This is a genomic window from Bacteriovorax sp. As-1 (genome assembly GCF_058446905.1).
Genome location: NZ_CP184341.1, coordinates 3,158,179 through 3,179,605 on the forward strand (window position 1 = coordinate 3,158,179; position 21,427 = coordinate 3,179,605).

The 21,427-nt window shown below is 39.8% G+C and carries 18 protein-coding genes; 13 read left to right on the plus strand and 5 right to left on the minus strand.

What is annotated here, in order from left to right:
- Nucleotides 1-49: 49 nt before the first annotated feature.
- The 11 genes from ACN20O_RS16095 (at nucleotide 50) to ACN20O_RS16145 (ending at nucleotide 13,403) form a co-directional block, all read left to right on the plus strand.
- On the plus strand, nucleotides 50-2,590 hold the full coding sequence (locus ACN20O_RS16095) for a hypothetical protein (RefSeq protein WP_491635080.1): 2,541 nt from the start codon (nucleotides 50-52) through the stop codon (nucleotides 2,588-2,590).
- 195 nt (nucleotides 2,591-2,785) lie between these two features.
- Nucleotides 2,786-3,388, plus strand: a complete 603-nt coding sequence (locus ACN20O_RS16100; protein ID WP_491635082.1) for a hypothetical protein — start codon at nucleotides 2,786-2,788, stop codon at nucleotides 3,386-3,388.
- Nucleotides 3,389-3,396: 8 nt separating this feature from the next.
- Entirely contained in the window at nucleotides 3,397-4,875 is a 1,479-nt protein-coding gene (locus ACN20O_RS16105; RefSeq protein ID WP_491635084.1) for a hypothetical protein, read from the plus strand.
- Nucleotides 4,876-4,898: 23 nt separating this feature from the next.
- On the plus strand, nucleotides 4,899-5,879 hold the full coding sequence (locus tag ACN20O_RS16110; RefSeq protein WP_491635086.1) for a hypothetical protein: 981 nt from the start codon (nucleotides 4,899-4,901) through the stop codon (nucleotides 5,877-5,879).
- Between the two features lie 7 nt (nucleotides 5,880-5,886).
- Nucleotides 5,887-6,255 carry a hypothetical protein gene (locus ACN20O_RS16115; protein ID WP_491635088.1) on the plus strand — a complete coding sequence of 123 codons (369 nt, stop codon included), beginning with the start codon at nucleotides 5,887-5,889 and terminating at the stop codon, nucleotides 6,253-6,255.
- Entirely contained in the window at nucleotides 6,252-7,499 is a 1,248-nt protein-coding gene (locus tag ACN20O_RS16120; protein WP_491635090.1) for a hypothetical protein, read from the plus strand. Before ACN20O_RS16115 ends, ACN20O_RS16120 begins: the two co-directional genes overlap by 4 nt.
- Complete coding sequence (locus tag ACN20O_RS16125) at nucleotides 7,499-8,095, plus strand: hypothetical protein (protein ID WP_491635092.1); 597 nt, start codon at nucleotides 7,499-7,501, stop codon at nucleotides 8,093-8,095. Before ACN20O_RS16120 ends, ACN20O_RS16125 begins: the two co-directional genes overlap by 1 nt.
- 125 nt (nucleotides 8,096-8,220) lie before the next feature.
- Nucleotides 8,221-9,585, plus strand: coding sequence for a sigma-54-dependent transcriptional regulator (locus ACN20O_RS16130; RefSeq protein WP_491635094.1), 1,365 nt, complete (start codon nucleotides 8,221-8,223; stop codon nucleotides 9,583-9,585).
- Nucleotides 9,572-9,766, plus strand: coding sequence for a hypothetical protein (locus ACN20O_RS16135; protein WP_491635096.1), 195 nt, complete (start codon nucleotides 9,572-9,574; stop codon nucleotides 9,764-9,766). The genes ACN20O_RS16130 and ACN20O_RS16135 overlap by 14 nt, the downstream gene beginning before the upstream one ends.
- 356 nt (nucleotides 9,767-10,122) lie before the next feature.
- Nucleotides 10,123-10,869, plus strand: a complete 747-nt coding sequence (locus ACN20O_RS16140; protein WP_491635098.1) for a hypothetical protein — start codon at nucleotides 10,123-10,125, stop codon at nucleotides 10,867-10,869.
- Nucleotides 10,870-10,871: 2 nt separating this feature from the next.
- Complete coding sequence (locus ACN20O_RS16145) at nucleotides 10,872-13,403, plus strand: hypothetical protein (RefSeq protein ID WP_491635099.1); 2,532 nt, start codon at nucleotides 10,872-10,874, stop codon at nucleotides 13,401-13,403.
- A gap of 3 nt (nucleotides 13,404-13,406) precedes the next feature.
- Here ACN20O_RS16145 and ACN20O_RS16150 read toward each other — a convergent pair whose 3' ends face one another.
- From ACN20O_RS16150 to ACN20O_RS16170, 5 genes are all read right to left on the minus strand, one after another.
- Nucleotides 13,407-15,056, minus strand: a complete 1,650-nt coding sequence (locus ACN20O_RS16150; protein WP_491635100.1) for a sensor histidine kinase — start codon at nucleotides 15,054-15,056, stop codon at nucleotides 13,407-13,409.
- Nucleotides 15,049-16,404 (minus strand): hypothetical protein, encoded by a 1,356-nt coding sequence (locus tag ACN20O_RS16155; protein WP_491635101.1) that lies wholly within the window; start codon nucleotides 16,402-16,404, stop codon nucleotides 15,049-15,051. Before ACN20O_RS16155 ends, ACN20O_RS16150 begins: the two co-directional genes overlap by 8 nt.
- Complete coding sequence (locus tag ACN20O_RS16160) at nucleotides 16,397-17,944, minus strand: UCP032817 domain-containing protein (RefSeq protein WP_491635102.1); 1,548 nt, start codon at nucleotides 17,942-17,944, stop codon at nucleotides 16,397-16,399. Before ACN20O_RS16160 ends, ACN20O_RS16155 begins: the two co-directional genes overlap by 8 nt.
- Nucleotides 17,945-17,949: 5 nt before the next feature.
- Entirely contained in the window at nucleotides 17,950-18,156 is a 207-nt protein-coding gene (locus ACN20O_RS16165) for a hypothetical protein (protein ID WP_491635103.1), read from the minus strand.
- Between the two features lie 185 nt (nucleotides 18,157-18,341).
- Nucleotides 18,342-18,839, minus strand: coding sequence for a hypothetical protein (locus tag ACN20O_RS16170; RefSeq protein WP_491635104.1), 498 nt, complete (start codon nucleotides 18,837-18,839; stop codon nucleotides 18,342-18,344).
- A gap of 172 nt (nucleotides 18,840-19,011) precedes the next feature.
- Here ACN20O_RS16170 and ACN20O_RS16175 point away from each other — a divergent pair, with 172 nt between their 5' ends.
- Both ACN20O_RS16175 and ACN20O_RS16180 read left to right on the plus strand, forming a co-directional pair.
- The gene (locus ACN20O_RS16175) at nucleotides 19,012-20,634 is read left to right on the plus strand and encodes a carboxyl transferase domain-containing protein (protein WP_491635105.1); all 1,623 of its coding nucleotides are present in this window, start codon (nucleotides 19,012-19,014) and stop codon (nucleotides 20,632-20,634) included.
- A 14-nt stretch (nucleotides 20,635-20,648) separates the two neighbouring features.
- Nucleotides 20,649-21,425 (plus strand): enoyl-CoA hydratase-related protein, encoded by a 777-nt coding sequence (locus ACN20O_RS16180; protein ID WP_491635106.1) that lies wholly within the window; start codon nucleotides 20,649-20,651, stop codon nucleotides 21,423-21,425.
- Nucleotides 21,426-21,427 lie beyond the last annotated feature (2 nt).

The window sequence follows — 21,427 nt, forward strand, 5'->3', positions numbered from 1 at the left end:
CAAGTTTAGAACAATTTATCCGATAAGATAGATTAGATAGGAGTCTTGTATGAAGATTTTCACATACCTTTTTGCCGTCATGATGTTGAGTGCTAACAGTTACGCTCAATTGAAACATGGAGACCGAGCGGCCTCTCCTGGACTCCAATTCGGCGACATTAATAAGGCCACATCGTGCGATATGGACGACCTGTTTCTAGCGGCACCTACTCATGGACTGGACGCTTTTTTAGCTAACGGAAACAATATTAATAAATATACTTCTTGTTACGAAGGCAAATCTGCAGCTTCAGGGCTAGAAAGATACAGCTTGACCAGATGTCAGCAGGCCATTGAATGTAAAAAGATGTGGGATGACTCTCAAGCTGGCAATATCAACATGGTTCTTAATAAAATTGTTGCTAAAGACTACGGTAAAAATGTTCTTAAGCAAAGTATCGACTCGATGGAAAGCCTGGAAGAGCTTAAGAGATTTGCATTTAGAAAATATAGTTTGATGGAAAAGGGATGCCAAAATCGTTTTGTACTAAAGGGCAATGAATCATGTCGCCCAGAGCTTCTTGTGGGGATTTTTGAAAATTTCCAGGAGAAGTGTTCAGGAGGAAGCTCATGTTTTAATAAGAAACTGGGTGGAAATGATGTCGTAGAAAACTATAGTGATTATAAGCAGGCCTTAAAGAAACCAAAAGAAAATTCAAATTTCATGCTCGATTTCCTTTATAACAGAGTGAATGCGACCAACGCTAAAAACTTGGCCGATGATAAAGTGAGAATGGAGAAACTCTCATCACTTGTCGCCTCTGAACACTTTAAAAAGGCCACGGCCGATCAGAAGATGGACCTGTTCTTTGATGAGATGGGAAGTGATATGCTGGATAAGTTAAATGATCCAGTCCTGGCAATTGATTTTGGTTCTATGCTTAACACTGATCTGCTTAAGAAGAGCCCGAAGTACAAGCAACTCTCGGACATTCTTTCAGATAAAGACCTGACTAAAGAATCTTTCGTTGAAAAATTTGAAGGTTATAGAAAAAACCGTGTCACAGAAATCCTGCAAAAAGGCGACTTCTGTGAAAACACTAAAAAGATGCAAAATATTTGTATCGAGGTCACTGGTATCGCTGACGGTAAAATGCTTCCGAAGGATGCGACTAATGCCGATCACATTTCTTCAAAACAAGTAGAGCAAGATTCAGACTATGACCGCCTGAAGATTCTTGCGAGCGCCAAAGAAGGTGATGAAGACAAGATTAATATGTTCATTGAGGCCAAGCGCTGTACAGTGTTTGATTTAGGAAGTGACAGCTACAGTTTAAACGGCAAAGGTATAGATCTATTTGGCAATATTTCCTCTTCAATGACTAGTGGTATGGTTTATGACGGCCATGAAAATAATAGTGAAACAAAAGACGCTACCAGAAATGATTCAATTACTAACTATATCGGCCAGACCGGAGAGTATTATACTAGTAAAAGCGATAGTTCTCGTTCTGGGGCCGGCTCATTAGGTGAGAGCAGCTCTGGAGGCGATATTCAGGTTCACGAAGAAAGCACAGAGGGGCTTGCCGGTGGATTTAACAATGCTATCAGTAATCAGATTCCAATGAATAATTACAGCAGCACTTTTGCAGACTCGTACAATGCAAACCAGTTTGGATCGACTTTCGTGGACCAGGCTGCGCTGACTCAGCCAGATGCTAAAAAGGATGAGGCCACAAGCTCAGAGTCTTCTTCTTCAGCAACAACGGCTTCGGGCGCGATGAACGACAAAGTTAATGACTTGATGAAGCGTCTCTCGGCAGCTGAAGAAAGAGTTGAGAAAATGAAGGCCGATAGCGAAGCTGCTGAGGCCGACAGAGTAAAACAAAAGAAAATTGACGAAGAAAATGCATTGATTAAAGAATTAAGGGGACAGATCACTGACCTTAAGTCTCAGTCGAAAAAAGAAGCGGCCGTCGCGAGTGCTCCGGTTCAGAATCAAGAAGTACAAAAATCAGTAGCATCAAATTATAACAGCTACAATTCACCTCCGGTAATGGGTTACACAAGAGGAGAGTCGGCAACGGCGAAATCACAATCCGCTGAAAATTTTGATTCAGGAAGATCGTCACAGGCCTCACCGACATCTGGATCATCGATTTCAAGATCAGTGGCCTCTTCTTCAGGTGCAGTGTTAACTTCGACATCTAATAACGATGGAGTTAAAACGACAACTCTGGCCTCAGGTCTGGTTCTTACGACAATTGATGGTTTGACATCGGAAAAAGCAAATCAGACGATTTCTAACCGAATTATGGAACTTAATGGAGCACCTTTTTACATCGAAGAAGGTGGTCTGGTTAAAGAAATCATTCCAGTCGTTAAAGACGGTAAGGTTCTTCTTGATGACAAAGGAAACCCAATCTTTGAAAAGATTGTTAAAGGTAAAGTTAGTGACAAGAAGTTTGCTAAGAAAGGTAAAGAGCGTGAGCCGGCAAGTATTACAGATGTAGCTGACTTAAAGCGCGACCAGGAAGAAAAAGTTAAACGCGAGAGAGCTGAGTATTTAAAACTTAAAAATATCACTAACGGCGCTATTAACAAAAAATAATCCCATATCATTTCAATGATTCTAAAAGGCCTCGCTTTATGCGAGGCTTTTTTGTCTTTTCCTCGTATCAATATTGATACGACCATATCCATATCCAATACATTTTGAATACATTGTTGTAGTCTTATTAAGTGCTTAGACTCCAAAAAAGTTGGCACTCAGGTTGTAATAGCGTCTCCGTATTGGAGAATGATTATGAAAAACTGGGTACTGTCTTTAGCTATTTCAACGTGTCTTTTGCCGGCCTATGCTCACGCAGGATGGGGCTGCTCGAAATCAATTAGAGAAAATGCCAGTGCCGTTGAGGCCGTTAAATTCCTTAGACCTTATGAAGGAAGCTTCAATCTTGGCTCTTGCTCTATTGAACTGCAAGTTTGTGACTTGAATGCACCCGCAGACGACAACGCTAGTTCATTTGCCGCAGACATTGTGGTGATCAACCGTTCAGGTGAGCGCTACATTCCTTTTTTCATCAGCAGAGAAAAAACAAAATGGCAAAAGCAAGTGACCTTTCAAAACCAAAGGGCCTTTGTTTATCGCCTGAAAGATTGGAATGAAGACCCAGAGACGGGGAAAGACGAAAAATACGATATCGAGTTTATTCGCAAAGAAAATTCAAAAGAGCTTGATTATATCGAAGTTGGCATCAGTAGTGAATTTGAAAGACAGAGTGAAGGGTATGTGCCTCCGAAGTGGATGGCCTGCGGTTATGAACGCGAAGCTTATCTTAGAGAACATCCGGTAAAGCATAAAATTAAATCATTTTGGTGGTGGTTAACACACCCAAAAACACGTTAGGGGGAATTATGAAAAAAACAATGTGCTTAAGTTCAATGCTACTTTTAAGTCAATCGCTTTTTGCTGGCGTGTCACCTGCTGATGGGCAGTTTGCAGTGCTAAAACCTCAGTACTCATGTGAGGTCAATGTTCCAAAAGGCAGATCGTCTGCACAGATTTATTTTAGTAAAGACTGTCAGACGGCCTACGTACTTCCGTCACTTAATATGAGAAAAACAGTCCTTAAACCTTATGTGACAGCTGATGCTGGAATTTGTAACCGTTACACACAAGTGGTTAATTCACTAAATAAGATTGATGCTAAAATTGAAAAGCTTGATGAGACGATTGAGAAGCTTCAAGAGAGTTATGCCAATGCTAACAGTGATAGTGACAGAAGAGTCTTAAAAGAAAAACTGGATTATTTCCAGGGGGCTAAAGAATCTCTGATTAAAGAAAGAAATGTGGCCCTTGATCCATTCTATAACACTTCAGCTCTAAGAGCTCAGATAAGAGTAGAGTCTGACATTATGGATGAAGTGGCAGCTTTCCAGACAGAAAACCTAAATGCTGTCAGTTCAGCGGAGCGCGTTTTTCCTGTGAGATTTGCTCCGGCCCAGACAATTGATTCATTGCTGGCAATTTCGTCAAAAGATGCAAAAGGATACTTAGGAAGATCTGTTTTAAAAATTGATTTCCCGGGGACTCGCTACATTCCAACGAAAGAAGAAAAAGATTATTATTCACCTCAGACGACTCTTATCAACATGAATGGGTCAATGAGTGGTGTTGTTGACATCTCGGCCGTTAGTTACTGTTCGGCGTTGGCCAAGAGAAAGGATTTAAATCCGACTGATGAAGAAGATTTAGTAAGCCTGTTTCATTCAGCTGTCGCTCTTAACTACGACTACCAGGTCAGAGTTCAGGCAGGAGTAAGACTGCATATGAAATCGACTTTGGAAATGAGAGATTTTCTTTCACGTATCCAGGAAAGAATTGTGAACACTGCTTTCTCAAGAGACCAGTTCTTAGGTGCAATGGTTGAAGGTGGAGTTCTAAACAACTTGATCATTGATATTGATGACCAGGGCCAGGAAGTAGATCTTTCAAAAATCGTATTCTCTGAAAACGGAGATGGTGAAAGCGAGAACTTAAATCCAATGGCACCGCTTATTGGAAAGTTTATCAAAATGCACCTTGATAGAATTGAAGAGAAGCTGGAAAAACACGGTCTTTTAAAATCCGTAACAGAGGCACGTGCTAAAGAAATCCAGGCGCAGACGAGACAAGAAGTTGGTGGATACAGAACAATCTGTAAATCGAGCTCAAGCTGGTTTAGCAGTCACAAATCATGTCGCCAAGAACCAGTGTACGTAACTGTAAACTACCCGGGAGTTTCAGAGCTTCTGAAATTAAATTCGGATACATCAAAGATTGAAGATGAAGTGACGTTTGAAACTCATCAGACGACAACAGTAAGACACTCTTCAACTTTTGGAAAAAGATAATTTTAAAATAAACCGAGGATATTATGAAAACAACTTTAATAATGGGATTACTAGCGTTTCAAACCTCTGCAATGGCAGAAACAAATTGGGATCAGCTTGTTTTAGAAGCTCCTGAAGCAAAAACATATCGTGTTGAATTAGACAAACGTTTTGTTGAATTTGACCTGGTGAAATTTAACAGTGGAAAAGTGCGCTTTAATGGATTTTCCCGATTAAGCAGCAAGGACAAAGTAAAGCTGGTCTATCACATGAAGAAAAAAGGTCTGGAAGAAGCTTGCCGCGATTACGCAGAACTTGGTGGGCGCTATAAATTTAAGGCCGAACTGGTTTTTAAAAAAGGTGCAGTGGCAAAAGATTTTTCTTTTAACTTAGATGGGAAAACATACAGCAGTGCTGATTTTGATAATCAGCTGAATATCGGAAAAGTAACAGTTGAAGAGTTGGGGGCAACTGACCGCTCTCCTTACACTAGCAGTGCTAATGATGAGATTTCAGAATACTCAGAGCTTATGAATTCAGCGATTGAGAATGCTCATGGCGATACAGTCGTTGTGGATTTGTCAAAGAACCTGGGAATTGCCTGTGATATCGGACTTGGCTTTATTAAGCCGGTAGTGACTCAGACAATCTCTTATGAAAAGGCAATGCCTAATTTGAGCTACTGGATTGATCAAAAAAGCTATAATGAACTATACCGTCTCTTTAACGATGAAATGAAAAAAGTTTCCCCTTCTATTGAGCGCGATGTTCAAAAATTTAATGAAGGATTGGTTCTTGGGTGGTCACTTGCTCAAGGCAATGAGCGTTTAAAAGACGTTGTCCTGAAAAACGGAGACAAAGGAGCAAAACTTTTAAAGTCATTGAAGCTTAAAGGTGAGTCAAGTGAAGCGACAGAATCAATGTGGAGACAAACTTTTGACTACGCAAAGCCTACGTCATTAATGACGAATCAGAAACTTTCAATTGTTTCGGGCGATGTATTTGTTGAAGTTGTTAACGAATAGGTGATGTATGAAAACTCAAACTTTATTCTTCGTTCTCCTTCTCTTGTGCTTTGTTGGATGCGGTAAAAATGGCGGAAGTGAGAATTCAGTTGAAACTTCCGGCCGTGGTGAAAATCAAAAAGCAGAGTACACAGAAGAAGAAAAAAGTTACGCTTCGGAACTAAAACTTTGCTCAAGTCTTTGGGACGAAGAAAAAATTCAGCATGACAAAAGAGCAATCGCTTTCGGAGCTATGCTCTACGATTGCTTAAAAATGAAAGAACTCAAAGTAAGGGAAGCAGGATTTATATACATTGAATTTGAAAGTCAAAAACAAGGAAAGGCCATCGATTTTAATCAACTGGCAAAAACTTTGTTAAAGGGAAAGAAATCATGAAATTAAAATTGACGGCGGCAATCGCTTTATCATTATCAGGATCTGTTTGGGCCGGTCCTATTTACACAACATCATGTGATGTGGCCCGTGACATTGTTGTTCCGGAAAACTCTTCGGGATATTTTATGGATAAGACCTGTAAGAAGGCCTACGTTCTTCCACCTTCAACCGGCTCAATGGCCGTAAGTGGAAGAACTGTTGGAGACATCTCTCGTTGTAAAGAGATTAAGCAGTTTAATAAAATGCTTAAGACGATCAATAACAACATTAACGATGCCGTTAAGGCCAAAAAAAGTGCTGAAGACATTAAGGGGCTATTTGATCAAAGAAAAATGATTGTCGATGAATTCGGTGATCTTGAAGGAGTGATGGGAGCATCAGTTGAACTTCTTTTCTCTAATGGAATTGACAGCAACCTGGCAAGCTTTAGAGAGCTAAACCAAAATGTCCCAGTGGAGTTTGTTCCGGTACAATTAAAAAATCTTCAATTAAATTACAATCAGACGACACCGTTTGACTCACAAATGCAAGTGGCCTTTAACCAGACCATTCCATTGAGTGATCTTAACAATGTCGGCCCAGGCTCTTTTTCAGGCAGACTAGACTTGAGCCTATTTGGGGCCTGTCCATTAATTGATCCTTTTGAAAGAACGATCCCGGAAAAAATCAAGGCCCAGGATCTTTCAGGCATTATCACTCCGAACATGATCTATAAGTATGAAATCGGAGCGACTTACAAGTACACGGCAACTTATAACTTGTCCGGGCTTGCTTCGAAAATTAAATCGATGTCTTCTTCTGGTGGACTTTTTAGTACATCTTCGACTTCTAAGCTGATTGAAACAGCGGAGAGCTCAGGATGGTTTAACCTGGAAATGAGTTGTGATGACAGCCGAGTGTGTGATCAAGCAAAAATGGAAACGGCACTGACAATTAAGCAAAGACTTGTTCAGGAAGTATTAGACCAGATCGCGATTACAAAAATTGGTTATTCAGTAAGGCCGGCCGATGCAGTTGAACCAGGGAAAAACGGCGCGAGCACAGCTTCTGATGCCTTAAAAAAATGCCCGAATACTTACTGCCAGGCCGCAGCTGTTGTTCTTGATGTGGCCTCAAGCATCTTTGGTGGTTCATCAAAGACGGATCAGTACATTGCTAAGAATGATCACAAGGTCACTGAGAGTGTTACTGAAAACCGTCCGATTGAGTTCATGGGAATGATGGGCTTTGGAAAGAGGAAATAATGATGAAAGGTTTAATTTTCACAATTTTTTGTTTGGTTGTTTTAGAGTCTGCCAATGCTTTTGAAAGAGAAGGACGCAGATGGGGTGTTGGAAGCAATGATGTCCCAAGCTGTGTGCTTTATAGAAAACGAGTGGCGAATTATTACCAGCGTCTTTCGGAAGTGACCCTGGCCGAAAAAATCACGAAAGGGGAGCTGACTTTAAAAGAAGTGATCCGTTTGACGGAGCTGTGGAAAAGAACCAATATCCCGCTAAATTTAGAAGCTGTGGCAATTTATAAAGAAAGACTTATTCTTACTCCTGCAGAAATGCAATTTTTTAAGCAGGAAAATAAAGTGGAAGTTCAGTCCGATTTTTTTAACTGGATTAATGACCGCTTTGTTCTTCCTGAGAGTGTGATGCTCTTTAGTATCAATGAAAAGGCTGGAATTGTTGATGTTGAAATCTCACTTCCTTATGTTCAGGCCTGTCTGGGAAGCTATGGTGTAGACGTTTTCCTGACCAGACCAACTGGACAGCGCTACCAGTTGCAATTCTCTCTGGATAAGCACAGAAGTGACCGCTATGAACTTATTCAAGGGAACTCAGGCTTCTAGCTGAAAGGACCCTTGCCCACCCTTGAGCGGCCTTGTCCGGGCCGCTCTTTTTGGCCTGTAATCAGAGGGTTAAAGGGATGATTCTAATGAATTAATTTCATGGGTTCACTAAAGTGTTTTGATCTATGCTAAAAATGCCCATGCTTAAAATACTGGTGATCGACGACGATAAACTGTCGCGAATGAAAATTAAGTCGCATCTTGCTGACCACCATGTGGTAGAAGCTTCTTCTTATGAAGAAGCGGTAGAAAGACTGGCCCAAAATTTTGATTTATGCTTCATTGATCTCAACCTGGATAACACTGAGGTGTTGTTAGGACTTGAAATTTTAAAAATCACCGTTCAAAAAGGAATCTATAGCGTGGTCATGTCTTCATTACATGACGAAGAGATTATTGAACATGCTTATGAATTGGGCTGTAATGATTATTACACCAAGGGAACAGAGAAAAATAGTACGGCCGATACTTTAAATCGCTTTCTTTTAAGCAAGAACGATTATCTGGAAAATCATTTTTTTAAAGAAATTTTCCCGACAAAATCAAAAGAACAAAAAAACATTTTAAAGAAAATTATCCCGGTTATTCAGACTGAACTGCCGATTTGCCTTCTGGGGGAAAGTGGGACAGGAAAGACTTTCCTGGCCAGGGAAATCCATGAGCAGTCAAAAAGACCCGGTCCATTTGTTGCGGTAAACTGCGCGGCCTTAAGCGAAGATCTTCTGGAATCAGAACTTTTTGGGCATGCAAAGGGCGCCTTTACCGGAGCAACTTCAGACTCTAAAGGAAAACTGGCCCTTGCCAACCACGGAACACTTTTTCTTGATGAGATCGGTTCGATGTCAAAAGGACTTCAGGCGAAGCTTTTAAAAGCGATTGAAGAGAAGTCTTTCTATCAGGTGAACTCTGACAAACTTATTAAATCAGATTTCAGGATTATTTCAGCAACATTGGATAACCTGGAAGAAAAAATTAAATCAGGTGAATTCCGCTTTGACCTTTTCCAGCGTCTTTGTGGTCTTAATGTCGAACTTCTGCCTTTGAGAGAAAGAAAAGAAGACATCCTTGATTTGATAAAAAAAGAACTTGTTCAAGTCTCGGAAAGTGGACGTAAGGTCGTTCTTTCAAAAGAGGCAAAAACGATTTTGGAAAATCACAGCTGGCCTGGAAATATCCGCGAACTAAAGCGAGTTTTCCAGCTTATCGCAATTGATAATAAAGGCCTTATTTCAAAAGATGACATTCAAAAACACCTGGAAGAAAAGTCTTTCTCTTTAAAAGGTAGCTTACTGGCCAAAAACCAGATGCAGATGGCCCTTACTATGGGGCTTCCAGAGTTTTTAGAAGAAATTGAGAAGGAAGTTATAGCCCATGCTCTGGCCAACAATAACCATGCTGTTAGAAAGACCCTGGTGCAGTTAAAAATTAATCAGGCGAGGCTATATAAGCATATTAAGTCGGGCAAAGGGGAATTAAGTGAAGTTCACTGATTTCCAAAAATATAAGCACGACACAATTGGGAAATTCGCCATTCTTAAAGAGATGATTGAATCGCTTGAAGAAGAGGACCTAAAGACCAAAGACTCTCAAGAAATTCTTGAGGCCGCCAATGAAGCCTTCGAAAAAATGCTCGCGTCTTCTCGTGAGTTTTTAAGTAAATCAAAGAATTAAAATAATCGCATTTATCATTGTACACAGCTTGAGTACGAATAATCCTATAAAAGTAACTTCTGAACCTTAGCGGTTACCAGAAACTTTTCATGGCCAGCAGCCATGAGATGCCCGAATTCTACCCATGGCTAAAAAATAGCGGAAAGACCTGCCCGTTTTGATTAGCTCACATTTTTGCCACCGAAAAATGACTAATTTTTCGACAGTGCAAATGACAATCAGACTATTTTTACCATTTAACACGGGTAAAAAAAGCCACTTACCCGATCTTTTTAATATCACGACTAAAGTGTTTGCCCTAATCTTTCGATAACTAGCCTATAATTCTAAAAATATAAGAATTAGGACTAGGAAAAATGAGACTGCAAATTTTAAAAAACAGGCCTTTAAAATTGTTGGCCACCCTTATGGTTACGATGCATTCCTTTGCAGTGTGTGCATTTATGAATCCATCACAAAATACTACTTCTCAAAAGCCGTCAGAGGCCACTTTAGAGATTGTAAAATTGCTACAAAAAGATTGTGTGACTTGTACACCTGATTTAGCACCAGGGTTTCCTTTGACAGGCAATAGGTCGGCGAGAGCGATTGCGATGGTTTCGGATAAGGCGATGAGCCAGGAAGAACAATCATTTTTTATCTATCTTTCTGCTTACTGTATGACAGTTCCTAGCTTAAGAGGCGAAAAAGATTTTAATAAAAAAATGATGGATTCAATGAAAGAAACTGCTGTTAACGGAAATATTGATGGTTATTGGCAAGAAGCTGGTTGCGAACCTATGTATATTGCCCAGACAATGTCTCCATTGATTCATGTTATTGCAGAGAATTCAACAGATCGAATGCAGTATATGCTTTACCTAAAAAAGTATTATACAAATAAAAAAGATCCAGGAACTTTTAAAAAGATTATTAATTCAAAGAATAGCCGAGGACAAACTGTACTTGATTACATTCAATATGCTTTCAATAATAGACGATTTGCGAATATTGAAGAGAAAGGATTGAATGAATTCATAAAGTTTTTATGTGAAAACGGGGCGGAGTATTCAAAATCGCCTGGAAAACGATGTCCGGCAGAGTATTTAACTTTATATAAGTAGAAATGAGAAAAGAGTTTAATAACTTATTAATTTTAGCAACGGCCGGATTTTTTACTCTGGCATCTGCAATTGCAGACGATGCAAAAATTCCATGCTTAAAGAAAAATGGCGGAATTGGCTTAAATAGTCTTTCTGCATTTGACTGTAATTTAACCAAAGCTGTTTCTAATGATCCAAAAGTTAAAAATGCATTTGAAGATAAAGTTAACGATAAGCTTGCTGATAAATTAGCTACAAAAGCAAGTCAAAGACTAGAAGAAATCGTTATTATGGATCGTTATTTTGATCAGATTGGTCTTGATCTCGGAATGGATTCAAAAGAAGTAGAAAGAAAATGTCGTCTTGATGTTATCGCAAGCCCAAAATGCGGTGGTGGGTCTGACGAAAAAAGTTATGCTACTAAACTAGCTCATTTATTAAATAAATTCCCTACGACCTCTCTTGCTAAAGGACAAAAAGATAATCTTTTAGAAAGAATGCGTTCAAAGATGGGAGAGTTAAGAGGAGCTAAGCAGAAAAAGGTTAATAGTTGTCCGGCTTCTGGAACAACAGGACACTTCTTCTTGGATTCTCAGTTTAGTCAAAGTGCGGCCGTTGATTTTATTTCTTCATTACAGGCGACAGGTGGAACGGCAATCGCGGCAAAATTTAGAATTGAAAAGTTTTATGAAACATACCCTCAGTTTAAGATGCTTAAAGATGCTGGAAATTTAGGACCAGAGGGGGCGGCCCTTTTAAAGAAGTTTGAACAACAGATGAGAGGCTATCAAGCAAAAGATGGTTCTCAAAAAGTCTTTATTGATAAGTTTTTCGATTCTAAGGATACTCAGCAGCAGTTTGCTAAGGTTCTAGCGAATAAATGTGAAACGATTGCTAAAAATATTGAAGAATATCTTTGTAATGATCTTGATCATTTGGCAATGAATGATGATTTTGCATCTGAATTTTTTAAAGGCGAAGGAGAAGAGACGGAAGTAAACCGTACAATCGCCAAGGGATTTAGTTGTGGATTAAAGAATGCTGAAGGCGAAGATGAAGGTGATAATGCTGTTTTTACGAAAGGAGAAACAGTGGCATCGTGGGATGAAAAATTTCTTGAAGATACAAGATCTATCCCCACAACAAATGATATCGCTATTATTGTAGATAACTTTTGCCATCTTTATGATTGTAGTAATCCACAAGTTAAAAGTTTAAATTCGTGTAAAAATGGTGGACCATTAAGAAGTGAAGATTTACTAAAACTTTGTCAAGAATCTGATGATATCACTAGCTGTGATCAGCAAATTCAAAAGCAAATTACTTTCTTGAAGTCGTTAGAAAAAGACGAAGAAGTAGTAAAATACGCCAAAGGTTCATCAGAATCTTATCTAAATGGTGATAGCGGTAGATCAAAAGGGTTCTCGTCTTTCTACCAAAACTTCGTAGGTGTTGAAGGAACTCTTCTCGCCGAAGGTAAAAAAATTACACCAATGACAGTTGCTGAAAAAACAGCAGAATTTGTAGAGAAGAAAATCGATCCAGGAGTCATCTCCCTTTCAGCCTCTTCACAAACGGCCCAAAACAAAATGGCCATGAAGCAAGAAGGACAAACAGACGTGAACAACGCTCAAATGATGATGAGAAACGACGAACGATTCAATTCATTCGTCTCATCTAACCCAAATAGTTCTAACGAAGATTTCAGAAGATCTCTTGTTCATAATAATATGAAAGGTGGAGGAGATACTGTTTCTGCGAAAGCGAAGAAATCGGATGCTTCATCTGTAGATAGTGACCGCACAGAAGAAATGAAAAAACTCCGTGCTGAACTAGCAGACGCTATCAATAGTGTAAAAGGAACTGATGATCAAAAGCTTGCAACTGTGAGCGAAAATAATCGTATGATGCTTGCTCCAAAGGGTGCTAGTGCTGAGACTTCTAGGCCAGTTAATTTAAGTCAGGCAGAGCAAAATAGATTAGATCAATACCGCGATAATTTAAATGCGTGGGAATCAAGACTTCGTGGATGGCAAAATCAGCTGACTGATAGAGAAATTAGTGGCCGTGGTATTAGTGGAACAGGAAGCTCATCAAATGCTGTTGATCCAAGAAGAAATGCCGCGGGCGATGATTTCGGATCTAGTTCTGCTGGAAATGATTACGGTTCATCTGCTGCGGCCGGAAGACTTTCTAAATCTAGTGCTGGAAGTACAGGTGCCAATGCTAATGCAAAGGCAGAAGCTGAGGCTGCAAGAGCGCCTGGAGCGGAAGCTGTTGACGGTGATCAGGTTATGAATTCTGAAAACCTGGCCTTCTTGAAGAAAGAATCTTTAAAAAATTATGGTATTACTCCTGCAGATTCATTCATTATTAAAGTTCGTCATCAAGATAAGATTTACGATATTCCGGTTAAAACTTTTTCTTATAATGGTAAGAGCATGTTCGTTCCTCTGTTAAATGATAGAAACAGAGACCTCGCTCGTATTGTTTATAGCAGTCCACTTTTTAACGATTATCGCCAGTATCAGGCAGAAAAAGACAAGGCTAGATAGAATTTAAAAAGGGCATTCTTTAGGAGTGACTTTTAACCAAGGGATGTGAGCAAAGTGATTTGCATCATAGCCTGTAGACATATAGATATTCTGATAACCTAGAGAGTGAAGAACTATGGCGAAATCTTCTCCTCTTTCTCTTTCACCTAAATCACTATCAATATAAATTTTAGTAAGCTCTTTTGAAAACTGTGATTCATATTGCATGAACTCAGCAGTTGATTTTAAGAGGATGAGTTTTATATTCTGTTTTTCTGCCCTTTTTTTCCAGGCAAGTCTAATAAGATTGTCGTCTTCAATATAGGCATAATCGTAGAAGTGATTATCTGTGATAGGATTTTTAACAATGGGGAGTCGTATTGTTATTTCAGTGCCTACATCTTCCTTTGATTGAATTGTAAAATTACCGCCAAAAGATTCAATCGTATTTTTTGCATGGAAGATTCCGAGCCCAGAGCCGGATTCGTTATTATTTTTTCCATATGAAAAGCCACGGCTTCCAATTTTTTCTAAAATACTAGCAGGGATGCCTTTGCCATTGTCGATAATTTTTATCTGGATTGATTGATCAATTCTTTCGACTTCTACTTTTATTTTCTGGATACCAGCAACCATTGCCTCGGCAGAGTTATTAATGAGATTTGAAAGAACTCTATGAAATTCAATTTTGTTTATCGAAACGAATAAGAAGCGGTCGGCCTTAAAGCTGAATTCAATAGTTAGGTCAGGGCGGTCTCTAAAGAGTATCTTTTTTTCAGTGATAATTGTATCGAGTGCAAGGTACAGCACTTCTTCTTCCGCTTGCAGGGACTTTTCCTGAATATTCAGATTGGTTTGAAGAAGGTTATTAGCGATTCCGCTGATTCTTTGAATCGAGTTGCGAATCATGGCTTGATAATCATTTGGTATAGTATCAATGTCTTTTAAGGCCATTTTAAGAGCAGAAAGAGGAGATCGAATATCATGAGCAACTTGTCTTGATAATTGCGCCAAGACAGCATCACGTTCTAATTCAAAGCTTTTAAGGGCGAGTTTTGTCATGTGTCTTAAAGGAAGGAATTTAATTTTTTCTACATCTGACTTTTCTTTCGGTCGAGTGAGAAATGAAGATGCCAATCGCAAGGATGTTACGATGGGAAAAATGGCCAGGATTAAGGCAATAGTTACTAATAGAAAAACTAACGATGTCGCAATTAATGAAATTTTATAAATTTGTTTTTCTTCAATTAATAAACTGCATTTATCGTATTCGATAGTGACTTGAAACGAATTAAGAGAATCCGGGTATGAAAAATTTTTTACGACATTCGCTAAACATTCTTTAGAAACACTTTTTCCGTCTTCCCACTTTGCATATTGATAGTTGCCATCAGGTCCACCGTAAATGCTAGCTGAAGTAATTGCTCTTCCTTTTAGACTGGGATTTTGCATCAATCTATCTATTGCTTCTTGAGAAAAAGCACTCGAGTTCAAACGGGCAATGGCGAGAGGTCCCGCCTCAATGGCACCAAAGAGAAGAGAGATCTCACGGTTTCGTAAGTCGTTAGAAAAAAAACGACCTTGCTTTTCAGAAATATAGAGGCTTGAGCCTAAAGCAAACGTTAAACTTAAGATCGCAAAGATTATAAGGTGCTTTGAAGAGAAGCTATTCAAAAATCAATTCTCCTGAGGGGCTCCAACTCAAGTAAATGCCTGAGCCTTTTTTTGAATAGGTGGTGACATATCTTCTCCCTAAGGGGATGATTGAATATTCTTGAGCAGCAATTTTTTCAAAATTTTGCAGGGTTGATACATCTGGTGGAATAGTAGAAGCTGAACGTTCCGCAATGACTTCAAGTGACTTTTTTGTTTTTGAAGCACCTTTTAAAAAGGTAGACGCCATATTCCATTTCAAAATGTCTTGCAGGATAATTTGTCTCCCATTGTGAATTCCTGAAGAAAGAACTTGTCCATGAATGGAGCTTTCTTTTAGTGGGAAATCATAAAAAGTGATTTGCAGGCCTTCTGCAGTAGCTGCTTTTTCTAGAATCGATTTGAAAGACGGGATTTCAATCCCTATTTTTAGATTCATTTTCTTGAGCCTTTGCATATCTGAAGTAGAGCTCCAGTATTTATGAACGGTGTAGCCGGGCTCTCCTTCAAGAAAAAATGAAGGAACTTCTACAATTCCTGAATTCGGTGGCAGTTGCGAAAAGGCCTTTCTTATCCAGGTCGCAAGGGCCTTTCTCGTTTTGAGATCGAGCTCTTTAGTGTTGAGTTGAAGAGTTATGGCCTGAGCATTTTTATTTTTCTTGCCCACATATTGATTGATGTCCGTGGTGATTATTTCAGGATAAATGGTAAAGTCTGCTGTTTTGCATTTAGAAGATGAGGCAAATTCAATCTGGTGACCTTTCATCTCCAGGGTCTGAGGATTAAATTCTGAGACGGTGCTTTTATTTTTAAAAAGGTACTCAATCTGTTTTTTTGTATGTGAACGAACTGGCCAAACGCGGTTATGGCGTGATCCCGCAGTGAGTGCTTCTCTGATTGCACCAGTTAAATTTTCAATTGTTGAATCAAATGTGATTTCAAAAGTTTTACTATTAATAATTTTTATTCCTGAGGCTGAATTTTCTTTCAAGAGTTTTTCGCCTCCGAGCACATGAACTCGTTCACCAATTGGGCGATAGAGAAAACCTTTTGCAATTCCAAGTGCGGCTTCTTGTGCCGAAACAGGAGTTCCATCTGCCCACTTGGCATTTGCAGATAATCTGGCCGTAAAAACTTTCCCATCTGGAGAAAATTCATAAGCTTCAATTAGTGGCAGGTCTTCGGTTTTAGTTGAAATATAAGGTTTAAGCAGTAAAAGGTAGGCCAGTTCCTTGCCATCTTTGATTTCTCTGAATGGATTGAAATTTATCTCTTCCACAGGGATGCAATATTGTAGAGTGCTGGCCTTTAAGTTTTGACCATAAAAGAGTGATGTGCAAAGAATGAGGCTAAAAAAGAACTTATTCATGGCATGTTGTAGTGGTCTTATGTTCAATGAGCCTTGGATCTTGAATAAGAACATCTAGTAGCATTGTTTCAGCAAGCAGCCTAGATGGAAGGGAGTCTAAAGACATTGCACTACCACCAGCTGCTAGAATTAAAAAGCGAACGGCATCGCGAATAAGTTCGTCTTTTTGATATGAAACCAGGACAGAATCCAGTTCATGAATGCGGGATAAGTCACTTTTGAAATCACTTAGTCTTTTCTTTAAAACAGAGATTTCTTCTTTCGCTTTCTGGTGTCTAGGGTTGTGAGAAGTTGATAAAATGTTTTCTGCCATATTAATCGCAGAGACGGCCATGCCAATTTCAGGGAAAACATATTGTGATTTTCGGTTTGGTCTCGGAGCTTTTTTATCCATTAAAAAAATGACTTGGTCATTTGTAATTGAAAAATTAGTGAAGTTAATTCGCGATGTACTTGATCCGTTAATACAAGAAAGTTTGTAAGGGATAACTTCAACTGTTTCATTTTTTCTGAGAGTCGTTGGAAAAGGAATAATGCTGAAAACTCGATCTTCTCCAGCTTCAAAGGCCAGCAGAATATAGTCAAACATTCCGGTTCCTGTTGCCCATGGAATGGTTCCAGTAATGAGATATTCATTATTAGTTAAAACACCAGAGAGTGGAGCTTTTCCCGCATGAGCGAGGTGAGTTGTCCCGAGACCGACAAGTTTTTGTGCATTTAAAATTTCTTGCCACAATACTTGATTGTTTGCTTGCCATTCTTCATATCCTTGAAGTCTTTCTACCGCAGCTAAGTGCTGCCAAAGTGTAAATCCTAAAGCAGTGGAGAAAGTATAAACGAGTTCTAGGTCCTCGTTTGTCGGCAGCGTTTTTTTATCGTCACAAAGACCGCTTAATATATTTCGTAAGGCAATTTCCAAAGAGCGAGGATCGTTTGCAATATTGGCCAGTGATGATGAAATTTCATTGAGGTAAGTTTTTAAGTCAAAAGGAGCCTTCGATTTATTTTGAATTGCATGAGCGTAAAGCTTTTCTGCAAATTGGTTAAGCTTATCTCTGTCAAAATTCAGTCTTGCAGCCAGGTCTTGGGCCAGAGCAATCATAGCAAAGGATTCTTCTGAGAAAGGGCCGAAGTTATCAAAGTATGAGACAAGCCAAGAAAGCTGTTCATTATTTATTTCTTCAGCAGATCGAGTTGACGTGTATTCATTGAAACGCATTCCAGAGTGCTCAAGAAAATATCCTGGTCTCAGTTTTGAACAGAGAGTTCTATACTCAGCAGTCTCAATGATGAATGAATGCCAGACATCGTCCATAAGCTGATTGCCTGGGAAAAAAAGTGATGTGTCTGAATTCGCAGTGAGGTAGAGATAACGAGCTACTTCTCTTAGAGCAGTGAAAATTTCGGAATCGGAGTAAGCTGGAAATTTCTTTTTAGTTCGTGAAATGGCAGTCGGGCCTAAAAGTTCATAGAGAGTAATACTGTGTTTACCGAACTTAAAAGGCTCCAGAGACATTTGAGTTAATGTATTAGTGCTCACGCTGATTATTTATCGTCAACAGGAGCACTGAAACATGGAGCCCCATGCTTAAAATCTGGTTTTTCTGAGGATTGCATTTTGGCAACAGCATCTAAAAAATCTTTTTCAGTAAGAGTCGATTTGTCTTCTTTATTTGAAGTCAGATGTAGAGGTGAAGCTGAAATTGTTGTTAACAGCATCGCAGAGATTTGAATCCAATTTCCTAGTTTCATCGAAGTTTCCTATGTACTCAATTGATGTGAGTATTCATAACAATTATTTAGGTATTTTTCCACAGAATATGAAGAAATTATAGTCATTTGGAAGCCAAAGGCAGGTGAAAACAGAGGGTTATAGCTTTAGGGGGCTAGTGCTTTGTTTAAAATAGGGCCACCATGAAGGCAGCCCTATGTCTTAATTAGAATAAGAAAGAAAATTTGAAAATGTTAACTTCGAAAGTTGGGTCAGCTTCGTCAGCAAAAACGTGAGTTACGGCAACACCTGGAACGTAGCTTACAGATTCAGAAAGTTTGAATCTTTTTCCAGCTTCTGCTCTAGCTGTGAATTCTGTGTTCTTGTCACCATTAATTGATACTCTTGAGAACCCTACTTTAGCAGTCGCATAGAAAGAGTTCGCTAGGTCTTGTGCGTTCAGGTTAAATCCTGGACCAACAAGCACTGTAAAAGCGTTGCTATCATCAGTGAATGCACCTTCTAGTAATCCACCAACTTGAAGACCATTTTCGAATCCGTGGTCGTATTCAGTAGCTAGGTTAAGTGAAGCTTCGTACTTGTCATTGTTATTTTTTGAGAAAAATAGGCTTGAGTTTGTGCTTCCTGAAACGATGTCAGAAGGCGCAGCGAAAGCAGTTGTTGCTACAAGTAGAGAAGCTAGGATCGAAAGACAGAACTTCATAAGAGTCACTCCTTAAGTAATATTAAAGCATAAATGCTATATGCTCACTTTGGTGATGTAAAGAAAATCATTTGTGGGTTGTTGCATTGCGCGCGCAGGTAAAGCTTTACGAAAAAGGCTCTTTTTTCTAATATATGAAGATAAATTAATGCTCATAGTTACGAGGATTTTCATGGACGTTATCGAGTCTAGCATAGACACCAATTCAGCCGATTTTAAAGAGAACAAAAAATACCACCAGGGCCTTCGTGAGGAGCTGGCGGAAAAATTAAAAACAATTAAACTTGGCGGTGGCGCTGATTCAGTGAAACGCCATCACGATAGAAAAAAATTCATGCCGAGAGAGCGCATTGAAAAAATCCTGGACCCAGGTTCTCCTTTTATCGAACTCTCATCACTGGCCGCTTACAATCTTTACGAAGACGATGTCCCGGCAGCAGGAATGGTGACGGGTATTGGTCGCGTTCACGGAGTTGAGTGTTTGTTTGTTGCTAACGATGCGACTGTGAAAGGTGGCACGTATTTCCCAATGACGGTAAAAAAGCACTTACGTGCTCAAGAGATCGCTCTTGAAAATAATCTTCCATGTATTTATCTGGTAGACAGTGGAGGGGCCTTCCTTCCAAAACAAGACGAAGTATTCCCAGACCGCGATCACTTCGGCCGCATTTTCTATAATCAGGCCCAGATGTCAGCAAAAGGGATTCCTCAGATTGCAGTGGTTCTTGGTTCGTGTACTGCTGGTGGAGCGTACGTTCCAGCAATGAGTGATGAAACTGTTATTGTAAAAAATAACGGAACGATCTTTCTTGGTGGACCGCCGTTAGTTCAGGCCGCAACTGGTGAAGTTGTATCAGCTGAAGACTTAGGTGGAGCTGACGTTCACACAAGAATCAGTGGTGTCTCAGATCACCTGGCCAATGACGAAGAAGAAGCTTTCATCATCACTAGAAATATTATTGAAAACCTAAACTTCAAGTCGCCTGGAAAACTTCAAGGTCTATTAGAAGCAAAAGAAGTGAAAGAGCCTCTTTATTCAAGTGAAGAGCTTTATGGGATTGTTCCAAAAGACACGAGAAAGCCATTTGACGTAAGAGAAATCATCGCTCGCCTGGTTGATGGAAGTGAGTTTCATGAATTTAAAGAGCGCTATGGAAACACTCTGGTCACTGGTTTTGCACGTATTCACGGTCACCAAATCGGTATCGTTGCTAATAACGGAATTCTATTTTCTGAGTCTGCTCAAAAAGGCGCACACTTTATCGAGCTTTGCGGGCAAAGAAAAATTCCTCTTCTCTTTTTACAAAACATCACCGGCTTTATGGTCGGTCGCCAATACGAAAACGAAGGGATCGCGAAACACGGGGCCAAGATGGTAACGGCGGTTTCAACTGTTCAGGTTCCAAAGTTCACGGTTATTATCGGTGGATCTTTTGGTGCCGGAAACTACGGTATGTGTGGACGTGCTTACAGTCCGCGTTTCCTATGGATGTGGCCTAACTCTCGTATCTCAGTCATGGGTGGAGAACAGGCGGCAAAAGTTTTATCAACAGTAAAACAAAGTGGTCTAAAAGCTTCAGGGAAAAAAGAAATGTCTTCTGAAGAACTGACAGCTTTTGAAAAACCAATCTTAGATAAATACGAAGTTGAAGGAAGCCCTTACTACTCGAGTGCTCGTCTTTGGGATGACGGGGTTATTGACCCGGCCCAGACCAGAGATATTTTAGGATTAGCGATCGCCACTTCACTAAACTCTGGTATCGGAGAAGCGAAGTTTGGTGTCTTTAGAATGTAATTGGAGAGAGTTTTATGCTTTATAAATTAGATTTTGATCAAAGAGGAGTGGCGACGGTGACGTTAAATCGTCCGGAGCTTCACAATGCTTTTAACGACGATTTAATCCGCGATTTAATCGTTTGTTTCAACGACCTGGAAAATAACTCTGGAGTTCGTTTGGTGATATTAACAGGAGAAGGAAAGTCTTTTTGTGCGGGAGCTGACCTGAACTGGATGAAGCGCATGAAAGATTACTCTCACGAAGAAAACGTGAAAGACTCACAAAACCTGGCAGAGCTCTTTACTGTCATCAACCGCTTCACGCGCCCGGTGATTGGAAAAGTTAATGGTTCGGCCTTAGGTGGCGGAGCAGGGCTAGTTGCTTGTTGTGATTACGTTGTCGCTGTTGATACAGCAACAATCGCTTTCACCGAAGTAAGACTTGGACTTCTTCCAGCTGTTATCTCTCCGTTTGTGATCGCCAAAATCGGCGAGTCTCACGCTAGAGCAAGTTTCTTAAGTGGAGCAAAAATCAGCATGTCTCGCGCTTTTGTCATGGGGCTTGTTCATCAGGTGACAACAAGTGAACACCTGGACGCCGAGATTGAAAAAGTCGTGGCCGATTTCCTACTAGCGGGACCGAGTGCCGCAGTTAGAGCTAAAGAACTTATTAACCGCGTGGTAAGAGCTGAAACAATGGAAGACGCCCGCGACTTTACTTGTGAGATGATTGCCAAAGCTCGCGCAGGGGCAGAAGGTCAGGAAGGCATGAGTGCATTATTAGAAAAAAGAAAAGCGAGTTGGTATTAATC

Bases quoted from the DNA above. Each gene is read 5' to 3' on its own strand.
- ACN20O_RS16165 (WP_491635103.1), bottom strand. From the start codon at position 18,156: ATGAAACTAGGAAATTGGATTCAAATCTCTGCGATGCTGTTAACAACA.
- ACN20O_RS16130 (WP_491635094.1), top strand. From the start codon at position 8,221: ATGCTAAAAATGCCCATGCTTAAAATACTGGTGATCGACGACGATAAA.
- ACN20O_RS16115 (WP_491635088.1), top strand. From the start codon at position 5,887: ATGAAAACTCAAACTTTATTCTTCGTTCTCCTTCTCTTGTGCTTTGTT.
- ACN20O_RS16155 (WP_491635101.1), bottom strand. From the start codon at position 16,404: ATGAATAAGTTCTTTTTTAGCCTCATTCTTTGCACATCACTCTTTTAT.
- ACN20O_RS16125 (WP_491635092.1), top strand. From the start codon at position 7,499: ATGATGAAAGGTTTAATTTTCACAATTTTTTGTTTGGTTGTTTTAGAG.
- ACN20O_RS16170 (WP_491635104.1), bottom strand. From the start codon at position 18,839: ATGAAGTTCTGTCTTTCGATCCTAGCTTCTCTACTTGTAGCAACAACT.
- ACN20O_RS16175 (WP_491635105.1), top strand. From the start codon at position 19,012: ATGGACGTTATCGAGTCTAGCATAGACACCAATTCAGCCGATTTTAAA.
- ACN20O_RS16105 (WP_491635084.1), top strand. From the start codon at position 3,397: ATGAAAAAAACAATGTGCTTAAGTTCAATGCTACTTTTAAGTCAATCG.
- ACN20O_RS16145 (WP_491635099.1), top strand. From the start codon at position 10,872: ATGAGAAAAGAGTTTAATAACTTATTAATTTTAGCAACGGCCGGATTT.
- ACN20O_RS16180 (WP_491635106.1), top strand. From the start codon at position 20,649: ATGCTTTATAAATTAGATTTTGATCAAAGAGGAGTGGCGACGGTGACG.
- ACN20O_RS16100 (WP_491635082.1), top strand. From the start codon at position 2,786: ATGAAAAACTGGGTACTGTCTTTAGCTATTTCAACGTGTCTTTTGCCG.
- ACN20O_RS16095 (WP_491635080.1), top strand. From the start codon at position 50: ATGAAGATTTTCACATACCTTTTTGCCGTCATGATGTTGAGTGCTAAC.
- ACN20O_RS16120 (WP_491635090.1), top strand. From the start codon at position 6,252: ATGAAATTAAAATTGACGGCGGCAATCGCTTTATCATTATCAGGATCT.
- ACN20O_RS16140 (WP_491635098.1), top strand. From the start codon at position 10,123: ATGAGACTGCAAATTTTAAAAAACAGGCCTTTAAAATTGTTGGCCACC.
- ACN20O_RS16110 (WP_491635086.1), top strand. From the start codon at position 4,899: ATGAAAACAACTTTAATAATGGGATTACTAGCGTTTCAAACCTCTGCA.